Origin of the sequence: Streptomyces panacea (assembly GCF_040560175.1) — a bacterium.
Classification (GTDB): Bacteria; Actinomycetota; Actinomycetes; order Streptomycetales; family Streptomycetaceae; genus Streptomyces; species Streptomyces panacea.
Map to the genome: position 1 here is coordinate 1 of NZ_JARJHW010000161.1, position 16,966 is coordinate 16,966.

Here is a 16,966-nt window from a genome sequence, read left to right on the forward strand (position 1 = left end):
CGCGCCGGAGCGCGCGCCGCCGCCCGCGTCAGCGAGGACCAGCAGCGCGACAGCGGCACCCTGCCCGCCCAGCGCCCCGTGCATCTGTCGGACCCCTCGGCCCCCGCCGGCCGGAGCGGTTCCCCGGACGGGGCCTCGGGCGGCGTTTCGGGCGGGGCCGGAGCGGCCGGGCCCTCACAGGGCGAGAACCGCGATCCCGACTGGTGGGCCATGCCGCCCCGCGAGATCGACCCGCCGGGGCGCGAGACGTACGACGACTCCGACGACGACTTCGACACGGATTTCGACACGGACGGCGACGACCCGCGCCCGCCCCGCCGCGTCCAGTTGGCAGGCACCTGGCACGACGGCCCGTCGGGCGCCGGTGACAGCTCCCGCCCCCTGTCCGCGGGCGGCGGCGGCGACCCGTACCACCAGGCGTCGGGCGGCCGAGGCGTACCGGCACTGCCCCCGGCCGGCGGCACCTCCCCGTACCTCCGCCAGGAGAACGCGAGTCGTGGCGCGGGCACGGGCGGCGGAGGCGCCAGTGGCTCGGGAGCCACCGGCGGTTCGGGTGGCTCGGGTGGCAGCGGCGGTTGGCACGGCTCGGGCACCAGCGACGCCATGCGGGCCGACGCCCAGCGGCAGTCCTCGAACCTGCCCGCAGTCCCCGGACCCACCACGCCCGCCGGCCGCTGGGACGAGGTCGTCGCGGGCGTCACGACCCCCGCCTACCGGGGCCCTGCCAGCCCGCTCGCCGCCGAACGCGCCCGCCAGGCACGGATAGCCGTCGTCGGCGCCGTCACCGAGCGCTGGGCGCCCGAGCAGGCGGGACCGGTCCACGAGAACTGGCAACTCGCCCCGCCCATCGGCCCGTCCACCGACCTGTGGGCGCTGGGCGCGCTGCTCTACCGCGCCGTCCAGGGCCACGCCCCGTATCCGGAGGAGAGCGCGGCCGAGCTGGTCCAGCTCGTCTGCGCCGAACCGCCCGCCTTCGCCGAGGAGTGCGGCCCACTGCGCCCCGTCGTCGAATCGCTGCTCCGTCAGGACCCCACGGAGCGGCCCGACTTCGAGGAGCTGCGCGGCTGGCTGCGGTCGCTGGTGCGCTCGGCGCCCGAGCCCGACGCCGGTCTCGACGTCGTCGCCGTTCCCTCCGTCGACGAGCGGCTGCCCATCGTCCGTCGCAGGGGCGAGCTGGTCCGCAAGCGCCGGGGCCGCGGCCGGGGCGGCGACGCCGGCCGGCACCGCCACAAGAAGGGCAGGGAGCGCAAGGAGAAGGGCGGCGGCAGGTCGTCCGAACAGCGTGGCGCCGTGCGCGCGTCGCACGGCGAGACGGCGTACGTCGAGCCGCGCCACGAGCAGCCGGAACGCGCCCACCGCGAACAGGACCACCGCGAACAGGACCACCGCGAACGGGACCACCGCGAACGGGACCACCGCGACGACGACTTCGGGGACCGGGAGTACCGGGAGCCGCGCGTGAGGTCGGGCGGCGGCGGCGGTTCACGCGGGCCGCGCTCACTCGGGCGCGTCCTGCTCGTCGTCATCCTCGTGCTGATGGTCGCGGTCATCGCCTTCGCCGTGATGTTCCTGCCGAAGGCCGACGAGAAGCAGCAGTCGCGGAGCGGCACGGGGTCGAACCCGAGCGCCCCGTCGACACCGCAGCCGCAGAACCCCGACACGACCCCGGACAACGGCGACGACAAGCCCGAGGACGGCAACTCCTCCACGCCGCAGACCTCCGGGCCGCCCGCCGACCTCGCGGCCGGATACGCCCTGCGCAAGGACGCCGAAGGCTTCGAGATCGGCGTGGACAAGAGCTGGGAGCGCCGCCCGATCAACGACAGCGGTCAAGTCCGCTACGGACGGGGCGACTTCACACTCATCGTGGTGCCCGGCCGGGACACCGTGGCCGACAACGGCGACGACCCGCTGGTCTACCAGCGGGAGAAGCAGCGGGAGTTGCAGCCCTTCCGGGACTCGTCCTGGGCCACCGCCTCGGGTCTGCGCCGGATCGATGTCGGCCAACAGCGCATGGCCGAGGGCCAGTACACCTGGCAGAACAGCAGCGGCCAGGAGGTCTACGTCCGGAATCTCGCCATGATCGTCAAGGGCAGCTACCACATCGTGCAGGTCATCGGCCCGGTGGACGAGAAGGACAAGGTCTCCGAGATCTACCAGCAGGCCAGCGGTTCCTACCGAATCACCCGCTGACCAGCCGTCCCTGACGGGCCGTCCGGCCGCGCCGTGTGTGTCACGGTGCGGTTTCAGGCGCGGGCCCACGTGCCGTGTCCACGCGTCCGCTCCGTAACCTGGCAGCCCGAGGAACAGGCAGGGGCACGTGGACGATTCAGCGAAGACGCGCGAGGGGCTGGTCCTCGCCGGGCGTTACACACTGGCCGAGGCGATCGGCAGCGGCGGCATGGGCCAGGTGTGGCGGGCCCACGACGAACTGCTCAACAGGACAGTCGCGGTCAAGGAGTTGACGGCGGCGTTGTACGTATCGGCCGCCGACCGCGCCGTGCTGCACGCCCGCACCCAGAAAGAGGCCAGAGCCGCCGCCCGGATCAGCCACCCCGCCGTGGTGACGGTCCATGACGTACTCGACCACGGCGGCCGGCCATGGATCGTCATGCAGTACGTGGACGGTCCGTCGCTCGCGGACGCGCTCACCCCGGATCCCCTCGTGCCACGGGAGGCGGCCCGGATCGGCCTCCAGGTGCTCGGCGCGCTGCGCGCCGCGCACGCGGCCGGGGTGCTGCACCGCGATGTGAAGCCCGGCAATGTCCTGCTCGCGCGGGACGGCCGGGTGCTGCTCACCGACTTCGGGATCGCCGCCATCGAGGGCGACTCGGCCATCACCCGGACCGGTGAGATCGTCGGCTCCATCGACTACCTCGCCCCCGAACGGGTGCGCGGCAACGATCCCGGACCGGCCTCCGACCTGTGGGCGCTGGGCGCGACGCTGCACACGGCGGTGGAAGGCACGTCCCCGTTCCGCCGTACGTCCGCGGTGGCCACCATGCAGGCCGTGGTCACCGACGACCCGCCGGCTCCCCTACGCGCAGGGCCGCTGACCCGGGTGATCGCCGCGCTGCTCCTCAAGGACCCCGAGGCGCGCCCGGATTCCGCCGAGACCGAGCGGATGCTGCGGGAGGTGCTGGACGGGCGGGAGCCCGCGGTGCCGAGGACGCCGGAGGGGTTCACCCGGACCGTCCAGGCCCAGTACCAGCAGAACCGGGAGCCCCACCCCCAGCAGTCGCACGCCCCGTCCCCGCACGCCCAGTCCTCGCACCCCGCGACGCTGCACCCCGCGCCGTACGGACACACGCCGCCGCAGGCGTACGCGCAGGTGACCGGACCCGTCCGGCCGCCCGCCAGGAACGGCCGCTGGCGGGTCGTGCTCGTCGCGGTCCTCGCCGCCGCGCTGATCGGCGGCGGCGCGGGCTACTTCGCGCTCCAGCAGGAGAACGACGACAGCGATCCCGGCACGAGCGCCGGCGCGAACCCGGACCCGGGTGCCACGTCCTCGGACGACGGCAAGAACCAGAACGGGAACGCCGGGAGCGGCGGCGGTGACGAGGGCAAGGGCAAGGGCGGTGGCGAGGGCGAGCCGTCCGGGACCTCCGGGGACGTCCCGGACGGCTGGGAGCGGGTGGCGGACCCGGTGGGGTTCAGCCTCATCGTCCCCAAGGGCTGGCAGCGCCAGATGGACGGCGACCAGATCGACTACACCCCCGACAACGGCCTCCACCTCCTGCGTATCGCCGTCGACACGACACCGGACTTCCAGGATCCGTACAACCACATGCTGAACATGGAGACGGAGGTCGGCAGACTGCCCCTGTACGACCGGGTCAAGCTGCGGCCCAACACCTTCCGCGGCCAGACGAAGGCCGCGCTCTGGGAATTCACCTGGACCGAGAAGCAGGGGCACAAAGGTGAGCGCCGCGCGATCGAGCAGATGTACTTCTCGGCCGACGACTCGGCGGAGTACGTGCTCTACATGTCGGGTCCCGCCGAGGACTGGTCCACCATCCGGTCACAGTTCGACGTCGCGCTCGGCGGCTGGCAGCCCGAGGGCGCGGGCGGATGAGTGACCGGAGGGACGACCGGACGAGTTGACCGGACGAGTTGACCGGACGAGTTGACCGGACGAGTTGACCGGGCGGTGACCGGCCGGACGAGCGGAATCGTGATGTCACGGCTCTGCACCCACTCCCGCCCCCCGGGTGGATATCGCGACACGCTTTCCGTAAGGATGTGGTCATGACGAACGACGGGGGACGTACGAACGAGCCCACCAGCTACGGGCTTCAACCGCCGCAGCAGCCGCGGCAGTCGTATCCGCCGCACCAGGACCAGCCGCACCAGGGCCAGTCGCGGCAGTCGCCGCAGGTGCCGCCCCAGACTCCCCACGGCGGCCCGCAGGACTCCCCGTACCGGCCGACGCAGTCCGTACAGCACCCCTCCGTGGACCCCGCCCCGCCGGGGGGACGCCTTCTGGGTGGCCGCTACCGCCTCGTCTCGCGGCTCGGGCACGGCGGCATGGGGACGGTCTGGCTGGCGCACGACGAGATCGTGGACCGCGATGTCGCGGTCAAGGAGCCCCGCGTTCCCGAGCACCTGAGCGAGCACGAACGCGACACCGTCCACCGGCGGATGCGGCGCGAGGCCAGCTCGGCGGCCAGGATCGACCACCCCGCGGTCGTCACGATGTACGACGTGGTCGTCGAGGACTCCAAACCGTGGATCGTCATGGAGCTGGTGCGCGGCCAGTCGCTCGCCGACCGTCTCCAGGAGGGCACGCTCGACCCGCGCGAGGCCGCCAGGATCGGGCTCGACGTACTGAACGCGCTCAACGCCGCCCACGAGGCCGGTGTACTGCACCGTGACGTGAAGCCGGACAACGTACTGCTGGGGCGCGCCGACCGTGTCGTGCTGAGCGACTTCGGCATCGCCCAGGTCGAGGGCCAGCAGGGACTCACCGAGACCGGGGCCTTCGTCGGCTCACCGGAGTTCATCTCGCCGGAGCGGGTGCTCGGGCAGCGCCCCGGGCCCGAGTCGGACCTGTGGTCGCTGGGCGTCGTGCTGTACGCGGCGGTCGAGGGCATGTCCCCGTACCGCCGCTCGAACATCCCCGCGACGCTCCAGGCCGTGCTCTCCGCCGAGCCGCAGATGCCGGCCCGCGGGTCGGGTGCCTTCGGCACGATCGTGATGCAGCTCCTGCGGAAGGACCCGGCGGCACGTCCCACCGCCGCCGAGGTGCGCGCGGTGCTGGAGTCGGTGGCGCGTCCGCCGCAGCTCTCGGCGGACGCGACGCGGCTCTACCGGAGCGCGGGCACCGGCGGCGGCCCGAGGGGCGGCAGCAAGTGGGTCCCGCCGGTTCTGCACCGCAACCGCCCGGCGCAGTTCGGCCTCGGCGGCGGCCTGCTCGCGGTGGTCCTCGCGATGGTGCTGATCTTCTTCAACCCGTTCGGGGGCGACGAACTGCCGGCGGGCTGGGAGGTCCGCTCGGAGGTGGAGATCCTCGACGCGAAGATCGCCGTCCCGGAGGACTACCGGCGCTTCCAGGAGAGCTCGACCGAAGAGACCAGCGTCGGCTTCAGGGATCCGAGCGGCGTCTTCACCATCACCATGGACCAGGTCCAGAAGCAGCCGGACAACGAGGTCCTGCCGGCCGAGGTGTCGGCCTGGGCGAGGTATTACAAGGACGGCGGCGAGAACGGTACGGAACTCAAGGACGCGAAGTACAAGAATGACCACTCCACGTTCTCGGGCTCGGGCGACGCGTTCGAGAACATCGTCGACTACACGGGGTACAGCGACTCGACCGACGATCCGATCCGGTACCGCTACCACGAGCTGATCGTCCCCGGGACCGACGATGTGCACTGGCGGCTCCGAGTGGCGATGCCCGCCAAGGGAGACGCCGTCAAGGACGGCGAGGAACTCTTCTCGAACGTCATCGAGCACCTGGTGATCGAGAGCGAGTATCTGCCCTGAGCGCCTGATCAGGGCTTATCTGCCAGCGATCACTGGCGCGTTCGTGGCCGGTCACCCAGGGGTCGGCGACCGGCCGGCGGGCAGTCGCCGGGCGACCGGCGAAAAGGTGTTACCGGCGGGTACCCAAAGTTCCGGATGCGGCATACTCTCGCCCTCATGACGGACTCACAGGCCCCCACGACCAACCCCGTGGCTCCGGTGCCCGCCGGTGTACGCACCGCCGCCGACGTGGTCACTCCCGAAGTGCTCGCCCAGCTCATCAGGGGCGTCGTGGGCTCCGGGCTCACCGCGAACCACACCCCGTCCACCGGCGAGAAGCTGGCCGACCTGCCCGAGTCCACCCCCGAGGACGTCGCCGAGGCATTCTCGCGCGCCCGCGCCGCGCAGCCCGTCTGGGCGGCGACCTCCGTACGGAAGCGGGCCGCCGTCCTGCTCCGCTTCCACGACCTGCTGCTGGAGCGCCAGGCCGAGGTGCTCGACCTCATCCAGCTGGAGACCGGCAAGGCGAGGCTGCACGCGCACGAAGAGGTCCAGGCCGTGGCTGTCGCCGCCCGCCACTACGGTCGCAAGGCCCCCTCGTATCTCCGGCCGCGCCGGCACACCGGCGCCGTGCCCGTCCTGACCAAGGTCACCGAGCAGCGGCAGCCGCGCGGTGTCGTGGGGCAGATCGCGCCCTGGAACTACCCGCTCGAGCTCTCCGTCGGCGACGCCCTGCCCGCCTTCGTCGCGGGCAACGCCGTCGTCATGAAGCCCGACACCGAGACCGCGCTCACCGCGCTGTGGGCGCGTGACCTGCTGGTCGAGGCCGGGCTGCCGGCGGGGGTGTTCCAGGTGGTGCTCGGCGAGGGAGCGATCATCGGGCCCGAGGTCGTCGAGCGCGGCGACTACATCTCCTTCACCGGCTCCACGCGCACCGGCCGCGAGGTCGCGCAGCGCGCGGCGAGCCGGCTGGTCGGCGCCTCCCTCGAACTCGGCGGCAAGAACGCCATGTTGGTCCTGCACGACGCCGACATCGAGAAGGCGGCGGCCGGTGCGGTACGCGCCTGCTTCTCCACCGCGGGCCAACTCTGCATCTCCATCGAGCGGTTGTACGTCCACGAGTCGGTCGCCGACGCGTTCGTCGAGCGATTCGTCGCCCGTACGAAGGCGATGCGGCTGGGCAGCGCTCTCGCGTACGGCGCGGACATGGGCTCGCTCATCAGCGAGCGCCAGCTCAAGACCGTGACCAGCCATGTCGAGGAGGCCGTCGCCAAGGGCGCGACGGTCCTCGCGGGCGGTGCGGCGCGGCCCGACATCGGGCCGTACTTCTACGAGCCCACCATCCTGGAGGGCGTCGAGGCGCCGATGTCGGTCTGCACGGAGGAGACCTTCGGGCCGCTCGTCTCCGTCTACCGGTTCAGCGACGAGGACGAAGCCGTCGAGCTGGCCAACTCCACGCAGTACGGCCTCAATTCGAGTGTCTGGACGCGCGACGGCAGGCGTGGGCACGCGATCGCCACCCGGCTGCGTACCGGCACCGTCAACATCAACGAGGGTTACGCCCCGGCGTACGGCAGCGTCCGGGCGCCGATGGGCGGCATGAAGGAGTCGGGCCTCGGCCGCAGACACGGCTCCGAGGGCATTCTCAAATACACCGAGGTGCAGACCGTCGCGCAGCAGCGCGTGCTGCCCATGGCTCCGTCGATGGGCATGGACGACGAGAAGTACGCGGCGTTCATGACCAGGAGCCTGCGCGCGCTCAAGGCCTTCCGGCTGCGCTGATTCGAAGCCGAAGCCGAAGCCGAACCCGAAGCCGAAGTCGAACCGATGAAGGAGAGTCGATGTCACGGCACACCCATGCCCCCGACCGGGACGACGACCAAGGGGAGCACGACGGCTACGACTACGACGTCATCGTCGTCGGGTCCGGCTTCGGCGGCTCGGTCTCCGCGCTGCGGCTGACCGAGAAGGGTTACCGCGTCGGAGTCCTCGAAGCCGGCCGCCGCTTCACGCCGGGCACGCTCCCGAAGAACTCGTGGGACATCAAGAACTATCTGTGGGCCCCGGCCCTCGGCCTCTTCGGTATCCAGCGGGTCCATCTGCTCGGCAACGTGATGGTCCTCGCGGGCGCCGGTGTGGGCGGCGGCTCACTCAACTACGCGAACACGCTGTACGTGCCGCCGAAGGCGTTCTTCGAGGACAGGCAGTGGGCCGGCATCACCGACTGGCAGGCCGAACTCGCCCCGTACTACGACCAGGCGCAGCGCATGCTCGGCGTCCGGCTCAACCCGACCATGACCGCGTCGGACGTCCATCTCAAGGCGACCGCGCAGGCGATGGGCGTGGGCGACACCTTCCATCTGGCGCCGGTCGGGGTGTTCTTCGGCGACGGCCGGGACGCCGACGGTACGGCGCGGGCCGAGCCGGGCGCGTCGGTCGGTGACCCGTACTTCGGCGGCGCGGGGCCCTCCCGGAAGGCCTGCGCCCAGTGCGGCGAGTGCATGACCGGCTGCCGCCACGGCGCCAAGAACACGCTCAACGAGAACTATCTCTACCTCGCCGAACAGGCCGGGGCGGTCATCCGTCCCATGACGACCGTCGTCGACATCACCGAGGACCCGGACGGCGGCCATCGCGTCGCGACCGTTCCCACCCACCGGCGCAAGTCGGCCCCACGGGTGCTGCGGGCCCGCCATGTCGTCGTCGCGGCGGGGACGTACGGGACGCAGACCCTGCTGCACACGATGAAGGACCGGGGCCGGCTGCCCCGGCTGTCCGACCGGCTCGGCGAGCTGACCCGTACCAACTCCGAGGCTCTGGTGGGCGCGCAGACCACCGACCGGCGCTACCGGAAGAAGCACGGCGCGGGAGCTTCGGGCCAGGCGGGCAACGGGGGCCAGGCGGGCAAGGCGGGCAACACGGGAGCTTCGGGCAGGCCGGGCAAGGGCTCCGGGGCGGACTTCACGCGGGGCGTGGCCATCACCTCGTCCTTCCACCCCGACGCCAACACCCATGTGGAGCCGGTCCGTTACGGCAAGGGCTCCAACGCGATGGGCTCGCTCTCGATCCTCCAGGTCCCCTACAGCGAGAACGGCCGCCGCGTCGCCGGCTGGCTCGGCAGCATGGCCAGGCACCCGGTACAGGCGGCCCGTTCACTCTCCAACCGGCACTGGTCGGAGCGGACCATCATCGGTCTGGTCATGCAGTCCGTCGACAACTCACTGACCACCTACCGCAAGCAAAACGGCGTCGGGAAAGGTCTCCTGACGGCACGTCAGGGTCACGGTGCCCCCAACCCCAAGCAGATAGCGGAGGGTACGCGGACGGCGACCCTGCTCGCCGACGAGATCAACGGCTTCGCCGGGTCGAACGTCGGTGAGCTGATGGGCACTCCGCTCACCGCGCACTTCCTCGGCGGCTGCCCGATCGGCGCCGACGCGGAGCACGGTGTCATCGACCCGTACCACCGGCTGTACGGCCACCCGGGCATCTCGGTCGTCGACGGTTCGGCGGTGTCGGCGAACCTCGGCGTCAATCCGTCGCTCACCATCACCGCGCAGGCCGAGCGCGCGATGGCCTTCTGGCCCAACAAGGGGGAGCGGGACCCGCGTCCGGAGCAGACGGCGGGCACGGCGTACGTACGGCGGGAGGCGGTCGCGCCGAAGTCCCCGACGGTCCCGGCGTCGGCCTTCGGGGCGCTGAGGCTGCCGTTCCTCGGGATGCCTGCAGTGCCGCCGAAGAGGAGCCCCGCGAAGAAGACGCCGAAGAAGAAGCCGTAGCGGGTCGGCCTCGGCCGGGCAGCAAGGAGGCGCTGCACCCCCCTCCGAGTGCAGCGCCTCCGGTCATGCGGTCCCGCTCCGCGGGCTCCGCCGACGCGTGTTACGCGACGGCGTCGGGGCCCCGGCGACGGAGCGCGAACACCACACCGCCACCGACGGCGATCGCGATCCCGGCCGCCATGCCGATGGTCGGCAGCACGGAGTCGGAGCCGGTCTCGGCGAGGCTGCCGTTCGCGGCGGCGGGCAGCGCCTTGGCGCCGCCCTGCGGCTTGACGTCCGCGGGGGCCTTGCCGTCCTCGGGCTCGGCGGGCGGGACCTGTCCCGGATTCGAGTCGGCGGCCAGGACCTCGAAGCTGTACCACTGCTCGTCCACGTAGCAGTCGTCCTCGTCACCGGATACGGCGAACGCGATGGCGATGGCCGAACCGGCCGGGGCCTTCGCCGAGAGCTTGAGGCGGAGCTGGAGCGAGTACGTCTCGCCGGCCTCGACGTCGATGATGTTCGCGAACGTGCCGCCGTCGGAGAGCTCGTCGACCCATGCCGTGCCGTCGAAGTACTCGAACTGCGCGTACTTGGACGTCAGGCTGGACTCGAACGAGTCGTTGATGTCCTCCTTGTACAGCACGACGGCGCCGAGAAAGACGGTGGCGAGGTCGTCGCCGTTCTTGTTGTCGAGGTTCAGGTTGAACCTCTTCCAGCCCGAACCCGCGACGATCTTGCTCGGGAGGCCCGAGATCGAGGTCTTGAAGTCCGGGTCGGCGCACTCCTCGTCGGGAGGTGTGGGCTCCTCCTCCTCCTCCTCGCCCTCGTCGTCCTCGCCGGGCGGGGGTTCCTCCTCCTCGTCCACGGGCGGCGGGTTCTCGTCGTCGGCGGGCGGCGGTACGACCTCGTCATCGACGGGTGGCGGCGGGTTCCCGTCCTCCACCGGCGGCGGTACGACTTCGTCGTCCACGGGCGGGAGCTCGATCTCGTCGTCGGCGGGCGGCGGTACGACCTCGTCGTCCACGGGCGGCGGCGGGTTCTCGTCGGGAGGCGTCTGGGTGGTGCCGGTGGTGCCGGTGTCACCATCGGCCGCGTACGCGGCCGGCGCCGCCAGGAAGGCGGCGGGGGCGATGACGGCGGTCGCTGCTGCGACAGCCATTGCGCGGCGAAACTTCATGAAGACCTCAGCGAAGTCCGGCGCACCACGAACAGGCGGTGCGGAGTCTTGGGGTCCTCCGACGTGGGGCAGGGGAGACCGTTGTGTCGCATGAAGGACCGGTGACCTGGGCAGATGGTTGCCCTTTTTCTCACGGGATCTTTATGTGGTGCGCGTCACACCCTGGGCCTCGCCAGGCGGTCACGCGCGACAAGGGCCCCGCGGGCCCGGTCCGAAGCGAATCGGACGGGCGCCTGCGGGGCCCTTGTCGTCGGCACCACCGCGTCAGGGCGGCGCGACGGTGCCGGATCGCGGCGCTGGGGGGGTGAGCGCCGCGAGTTCGGGACGGTGGACGGGTGGGCGGGAGGAGCCGGCTGTCGGACGGACGGTTGGACACGGGGGGATCCGTATCCGTATGCGGTCGGCGCCGGGCGTCCCCGGTGCCGACCGCTCTTGGGGTGACCGGGCATGCTGTCCCCTGCCGACCGGTCACTCGCGCTGAGACGAGGTCCCACGACGTACCAGCGGTACGTCACACGCCCCAGCGAAGCCACGCGTGGTTTGTTCGGGCCCGCCCCTGGCTGACACGGACATCGGGACCAACGAAGCCCCGGCGGGTCCGGTCACGCGCCGTACGGGTGAGGATGCGCCCGAACCCATGTCCGCACCGAGCCGTACCCGCTCAGATCCGGCCCCGCGAGAGCTCCAGCAGCGTCATCGCGAGCGAGGTGCCCGGCGTGCCGAGCGCGTCCCTGAAGCGGCCCAGGATCTCGTTCTCGCGGGAGAGGTTGACCCGGCGTCCGCCGGAGGCGATACGGGCGTCCTGGATGACGGCCGAGACGGCCATCCGTTCCTGTACGAGGCCGATGATCCGGTCGTCGAGCGCGTCGACGCGCTCCCGCGCGCCGTCGATCACGGTGGCGGCCTCGTCGGTGCGGGCGCCGGTGCGGCCGGGGACGGTGCGGTCGTGGGCGGTGGTCCGGTCGGTGACGGTCATGAAGGGCTCCTCTGTACGAAGGGGGAGACCCCGAGCGGCGAACTTCCGGCCCGGACAACGCAGAACGCCCCGGGCCTTGTCGGCCCGGGGCGCCTGGGAAGTCGCTTGTCAGCTCAAGCGGAAACGACCATGGCAGCCGGACGGGCCGGTGCCATAGGTAAAGAAGGTCGAGTGCTCGCGCATGGCGGCCAGTATGCCCGAGGGGTCCGGCGGCCCCGCGGGGGGTTCGGATGCTGAGACGAGAAGCTGTCTTCGCCCCCCGTTAGAATCGGCTTACCGAACCCCTTCACCGCCGGAAGGCCGCGCCCGTGCCAGCAGTACCCCCCGCCGCCCCCGACGCCGTACTCGTCGTCGACTTCGGCGCGCAGTACGCCCAGCTCATCGCCCGCCGCGTCCGTGAGGCCCGGGTCTACAGCGAGATCGTCCCCTCGACGATGCCGGTGGCCGAGATGCTGGCCAAGAACCCCAAGGCGATCATCCTCTCCGGCGGCCCGTCCTCCGTGTACGCGGAGGGTGCCCCGACCGTCGACCGCGCGCTCTTCGAGGCCGGGGTCCCGGTCTTCGGCATGTGCTACGGCTTCCAGCTGATGGCGACGACGCTCGGCGGGACGGTCGACAACACGGGCTCGCGCGAGTACGGCCGCACCGAGCTGCACGTCTCCAAGTCCGGCTCCACCCTCTTCGAGGGCACTCCGGCCGAGCAGCAGGTCTGGATGTCCCACGGCGACGCCTGCTCCGCCGCCCCCGAGGGCTTCACCGTCACCGCCTCCACGGATGTCGTGCCGGTCGCCGCCTTCGAGAACGACGAGAAGAAGCTGTACGGCGTCCAGCACCACCCCGAGGTCATGCACTCCACGCACGGCCAGCAGGTCCTTGAGCACTTCCTCTACCGAGGCGCCGGCATCGAGCCGACGTGGACGACCGGCAACGTCATCGAGGAGCAGGTCGCCGCGATCCGCGAGCAGGTCGGCTCCAGCCGGGCGATCTGCGGTCTCTCCGGCGGCGTGGACTCGGCCGTCGCCGCCGCCCTCGTACAGAAGGCGATCGGCTCTCAGCTGACCTGCGTGTACGTCGACCACGGGCTGATGCGCAAGGGCGAGACCGAGCAGGTCGAGAAGGACTTCGTCGCCGCGACCGGCGTACAGCTGAAGGTCGTCGACGCGGCCGAGCGCTTCCTGGCCGCGCTGGCCGGGGTGTCCGACCCCGAGCAGAAGCGGAAGATCATCGGCCGCGAGTTCATCCGGGTCTTCGAGCAGGCCCAGGCGGAGATCATCGCCGAGGCCGAGCCCGGCGAGCCGGTCGAATTCCTCGTCCAGGGCACGCTCTACCCGGACGTGGTCGAGTCAGGCGGCGGCAGCGGCACCGCCAACATCAAGTCGCACCACAACGTGGGCGGGCTCCCCGAGGACCTGGAGTTCTCCCTCATCGAGCCGCTGCGCCAGCTGTTCAAGGACGAGGTCCGGATGGTCGGCCAGCAACTCGGCCTCCCGGACGAGATCGTCCAGCGCCAGCCCTTCCCGGGACCGGGTCTCGGTATCCGTATCGTCGGCGAGATCACGCGCGAGCGCCTGGACCTGCTGCGCGAGGCGGACGCCATCGCCCGCGAGGAGCTGACGGCGGCCGGCCTCGACCGCGACATCTGGCAGTGCCCGGTGGTCCTGCTCGCGGACGTCCGCTCGGTGGGCGTCCAGGGCGACGGTCGCACGTACGGCCACCCGATCGTGCTGCGCCCGGTCTCCTCCGAGGACGCGATGACGGCGGACTGGACCCGGATGCCGTACGACGTACTGGCGAAGATCTCCACCCGCATCACCAACGAGGTGTCGGACGTGAACCGCGTGGTCCTGGACGTGACGAGCAAGCCGCCGGGCACGATCGAGTGGGAGTGACCGTCCCTCCCAGGTCAACGCCGATGCCGTCGCTCATTCGTTTGGGCGACGGCATCGGCGTATGCCCTGGAACGCTCCGCTCTCCGAAGATCACGCCCGCTCCCTGATCGCCTCCTGCGCGCTGCCCGACGGCTGTGCCCTGCCCGACGGTGGGCAGGTGGTCGATCTCGGCTGTGGCTGGGGCGAGTTGCTGCTGCGGCCGGTCGACGGCGCCCCGGCAGCACCGGTTTACGGTGTGGACAGCGAGTCCGTCGCCGTGGCGCGCGGACAGCGGCTCGCTCGACGACCTGGTCCGGGCCGCCGCCGACGCCGGCTTCGCCCCGCTGCGTACGGCCGCCGCCGAGCCCCGTGTCGGCCATCTCGGCGGCTACCGGGGGTACTTCGGCTTCGCGTATCTCGTCCTCGGCGTCTGACACCCTCCCGGATACGGCACAATTCCCAGTCACAGCAAGGAAGTTCACCCGGCGAGGGTCCACGGGTGCGGGGCGGGGAAGGCGGCGTTCGGCGTGGCGGTGCAAGTGGCGGGACAAGGCACGCACGGCGGGGGCTGTACCTGCGGGAACTGCCCGCACGGGGCGCACGAGGGACACCGGCAGGCGGTCGCGGCCTTCCTCGCGAAACGGGAGGAGTTCGCGGCCGGTCAGGGCCTGCCCGCCGCGCTCGCGCACTCGCCCGGCGCGTCCAGGCAGTGGGTGTCCGACGAACTCACCCAGTCCGCGCGCGCCGTCGCCGACCGCAGCCGCGAGGCCGGCGACGCCTGGCTGCACGCCGTCTGGCGGCACACGCTGCTCGTGGTGTGGGGGACCGTCGCGGTGTTCGCGCTGGCGCAGGCCGGCACCGCGATCGGTGCGGGCTGGAGCGTCGCCCGTACGGCGGGCCTCGTCGCCGCCCTCGTCGTGGCCGGGCTGCTCACCGGCGCGGCCAGGCTGCACCGTACGCGCGGCGGCCTCCTCGCCCCGCTCATCGGCGAGGACAACCGGCTGTCGACCTCCCGCACCGTCGCCTCCGCGTGGGTGCTGCTCCTCGTCTTCGCCGTGCTGGTGCTCGCGCTCCAGCTCGCCGGGGCGTCCGACCACGACGCGCGCGACGAGCTGATCGCGGGGCTCGAACTCGCCCGGGGCGCGGGCATGTTGACCGTGCTGGCCGTGGTGTGCGCGATTGCCGTCGTCGTACGCCGCGTGGTGGGCGTACGCGTCGCGGACCGGCGGCTCCAGAAGGTACGCGCCGAGCGTCCGCGCCTCGCCGACCTGCTCTGCGACGACGCCGGGCGCGGCAGCTTCGCCGACGTCCAGTACGCGCTGGTGACCGCCGTCGCCGTGCTCTTCTCGGCGGTACGCCTGGCCCGCCGTCCCGAGCAGCTGCCCGACCTGCCCTGGGCGCTCGCCCTGCTGGTGACCGTCTCGGCCGCGACGTACTTCGCCGGAAAGTGGGCGGAGGGCGGCCGTCCCGTGGTGCTGTCCGTCGTCCGGGCCCGGGAGGCCGGGGACCTGGACGCGCCGATCCGCACCGGTGACGACATCGAGATCCGGGGGACCGGCTTCGTGCCGCCGGGCGCGGGCACGCCGGACCGGCTGGCCAGGATGGTCGTACGGATCGGACCCGTCCATGTCCACGTCCCGCTCGTCCCGGTCCCCGGCGGCTTCCAGAACCCGTCGGACACGGTGCTCACCGTGCCCGTGCCGGTCGACGTGGAGCCGGGGCGCCTCGATGTACAAGTGGTGACGGCGGCCGGAGTCGAGACCAACCGGGTGCCGATCGACGTCCTGGACTGAGACCGCCGGTGCGGCCCGGGGGACCGCTGAGCGCATTGTCGGTCCCATCCGTATGCATGCACGAGGCACGCAGGGACAATCGAGCCCTGCGGGTGACGTGGGCGGCGGAAAGGCACGGTGCGCGATGGCACACGGATACCGGACGGACTCCTACGGGACGATGGGCGGTGAGCGGCGGGGCTGGAAGGACACGGCCACGACGTACGCCCTCGTACCGCTGAGGATCTTCCTCGGAGTGACCTTCATCTACGCCGGACTCGACAAACTCACCGACAGCGCCTTCATGTCGGCGAACGGGACCGGTTCCGTCGGCGAGCTGATGCGGGGCGTGCGGGACAGCTCGGCCATCCCCGCGCTCGTCGACCTGTCCCTCAAGAGCCCCGAGGGCTTCGGCTACGCCATCGCCATCGGCGAACTGGCCGTCGGCCTCGGCACCCTCGTCGGGCTGCTGGCCCGGCTCGCCGCGCTCGGCGGCGCCCTGATCTCACTGAGCCTCTGGCTGACGGTCAGCTGGCAGTCGGATCCGTACTACTACGGCAACGACCTCGCCTACCTCATGGCCTGGCTGCCGCTCGTGCTCGCCGGCGCCTCGGTGTTCTCCCTGGACGCGGCCCTCGCCGACAGGCGGCGCCGAATGCGGTAGTCCGCCATCGACACGGCGGAGGCCAGGAAGAGGCCGCCGCAGACGATCGGGACGACCACGAACCACGGGGCGTCCCACCAACCTCCCGCGTCGCCCGCGAACACGGTGGCCGCGCCCATCACGGCCAGGCCGGCCACCAGCTTGCCCGGTTTGAACTCATGCAGCAGCACGGGTCACCTCCACCTGTCCGACACCGACTTCGAGTCGAAGGTCCAGTGTGCCCGCGGGCTTCACGCCCTTGGGCGGGGCCACCGTACGCGTCCGTTGCTGCGCCGGTGAGAGGTCGATGTCGTTCGGCGGCTCACCGGGGAGCCGGAGGTCGCCGAACCCCGCCTCCGCGTGCACCTTCAACGTCACGTCGCGCGGCACGACGACCTTCAGCTTTCCGGCGCCGACCTCCGCCCTCGTACGGAGGGTCTCGCCCGCGGGGACGTCGACACCGGCCAGGTCGAGTGTCCCGACGCCGGTGCCGAGCTCGTACGACGGCGCCACCGACGCGGCGGCCGTCGGGCTCCACGTCGTGCGGACCCACTCCGTGCCGATGTCCTTCGGGATGGCCGCCGAACTCGCCAGGAGTCCGGCGGTGAGGACCGTGAGGAAGATCGTGCCGAACCCCGTACGTCCCAGGAAGGCGCTCACGGCGAGGCCGAGGCCGAACACGCCGAGCGCGGCGGCGAAACCGATCTGCAGGCTCGTACCGAGCGGCTGGGTGTCCCACGACAGCCTCAGACCGAGGCCGCCCGCGAGCACTGCCAGCACGAAAACGCTGCCGCCGATCCCGCGC

11 protein-coding genes and 1 pseudogene are annotated in these 16,966 nt (G+C 71.7%); 9 read left to right on the forward strand and 3 right to left on the reverse strand.

Translation table 11 applies throughout. From position 1 onward, the window contains the following. The 5 genes from P3L51_RS28185 to P3L51_RS28205 all read left to right on the forward strand — a co-directional run. The coding region (locus P3L51_RS28185) for a serine/threonine kinase C-terminal domain-containing protein (protein WP_494338549.1) at nucleotides 1-2,193 on the forward strand (2,193 nt) is incomplete at its 5' end. Nucleotides 2,194-2,320: 127 nt separating this feature from the next. Continuing rightward, complete coding sequence (locus tag P3L51_RS28190; RefSeq protein WP_435594542.1) at nucleotides 2,321-4,075, forward strand: serine/threonine-protein kinase; 1,755 nt, start codon at nucleotides 2,321-2,323, stop codon at nucleotides 4,073-4,075. Between the two features lie 173 nt (nucleotides 4,076-4,248). After that, a complete protein-coding gene (locus tag P3L51_RS28195) occupies nucleotides 4,249-5,985 on the forward strand; it encodes a serine/threonine-protein kinase (RefSeq protein WP_354608129.1) in 1,737 nt (578 codons plus the stop codon). 156 nt (nucleotides 5,986-6,141) lie between these two features. Next, nucleotides 6,142-7,746: a succinic semialdehyde dehydrogenase gene (locus P3L51_RS28200; RefSeq protein WP_354608130.1), complete on the forward strand. Its 1,605-nt coding sequence runs from the start codon at nucleotides 6,142-6,144 to the stop codon at nucleotides 7,744-7,746. 59 nt (nucleotides 7,747-7,805) lie between these two features. Beyond that, a complete protein-coding gene (locus tag P3L51_RS28205) occupies nucleotides 7,806-9,743 on the forward strand; it encodes a GMC oxidoreductase (RefSeq protein ID WP_354608131.1) in 1,938 nt (645 codons plus the stop codon). Between the two features lie 100 nt (nucleotides 9,744-9,843). Here P3L51_RS28205 and P3L51_RS28210 read toward each other — a convergent pair whose 3' ends face one another. Next, nucleotides 9,844-10,884 carry a hypothetical protein gene (locus P3L51_RS28210; RefSeq protein WP_354608132.1) on the reverse strand — a complete coding sequence of 347 codons (1,041 nt, stop codon included), beginning with the start codon at nucleotides 10,882-10,884 and terminating at the stop codon, nucleotides 9,844-9,846. Nucleotides 10,885-11,563: 679 nt separating this feature from the next. Continuing rightward, nucleotides 11,564-11,878: a chorismate mutase gene (locus P3L51_RS28215; RefSeq protein WP_354608133.1), complete on the reverse strand. Its 315-nt coding sequence runs from the start codon at nucleotides 11,876-11,878 to the stop codon at nucleotides 11,564-11,566. Between the two features lie 308 nt (nucleotides 11,879-12,186). Here P3L51_RS28215 and guaA point away from each other — a divergent pair, with 308 nt between their 5' ends. The 4 genes from guaA to P3L51_RS28235 all read left to right on the forward strand — a co-directional run bounded on the left by guaA (nucleotide 12,187) and on the right by P3L51_RS28235 (nucleotide 16,182). Next, nucleotides 12,187-13,767, forward strand: a complete 1,581-nt coding sequence (gene guaA / locus P3L51_RS28220; RefSeq protein WP_354608134.1) for a glutamine-hydrolyzing GMP synthase — start codon at nucleotides 12,187-12,189, stop codon at nucleotides 13,765-13,767. Nucleotides 13,768-14,000: 233 nt separating this feature from the next. After that, the gene (locus P3L51_RS28225) at nucleotides 14,001-14,180 is read left to right on the forward strand and encodes a hypothetical protein (protein ID WP_354608135.1); all 180 of its coding nucleotides are present in this window, start codon (nucleotides 14,001-14,003) and stop codon (nucleotides 14,178-14,180) included. 93 nt (nucleotides 14,181-14,273) lie between these two features. Continuing rightward, nucleotides 14,274-15,539, forward strand: a complete 1,266-nt coding sequence (locus P3L51_RS28230) for a hypothetical protein (RefSeq protein ID WP_354608136.1) — start codon at nucleotides 14,274-14,276, stop codon at nucleotides 15,537-15,539. A 124-nt stretch (nucleotides 15,540-15,663) separates the two neighbouring features. After that, a complete protein-coding gene (locus P3L51_RS28235) occupies nucleotides 15,664-16,182 on the forward strand; it encodes a DoxX family protein (protein ID WP_354608137.1) in 519 nt (172 codons plus the stop codon). A gap of 156 nt (nucleotides 16,183-16,338) precedes the next feature. Here the strand turns inward: P3L51_RS28235 and P3L51_RS28240 are convergent. Continuing rightward, nucleotides 16,339-16,966: pseudogene (locus P3L51_RS28240) on the reverse strand (hypothetical protein); the annotation flags it as partial.

Excerpts from the sequence above, each read along its gene's own strand:
- P3L51_RS28195 (WP_354608129.1), top strand. The coding sequence starts at position 4,249 with ATGACGAACGACGGGGGACGTACGAACGAGCCCACCAGCTACGGGCTT.
- P3L51_RS28200 (WP_354608130.1), top strand. The coding sequence starts at position 6,142 with ATGACGGACTCACAGGCCCCCACGACCAACCCCGTGGCTCCGGTGCCC.
- P3L51_RS28205 (WP_354608131.1), top strand. The coding sequence starts at position 7,806 with ATGTCACGGCACACCCATGCCCCCGACCGGGACGACGACCAAGGGGAG.
- P3L51_RS28210 (WP_354608132.1), bottom strand. The coding sequence starts at position 10,884 with ATGGCTGTCGCAGCAGCGACCGCCGTCATCGCCCCCGCCGCCTTCCTG.
- P3L51_RS28215 (WP_354608133.1), bottom strand. The coding sequence starts at position 11,878 with ATGACCGTCACCGACCGGACCACCGCCCACGACCGCACCGTCCCCGGC.
- P3L51_RS28235 (WP_354608137.1), top strand. The coding sequence starts at position 15,664 with ATGGCACACGGATACCGGACGGACTCCTACGGGACGATGGGCGGTGAG.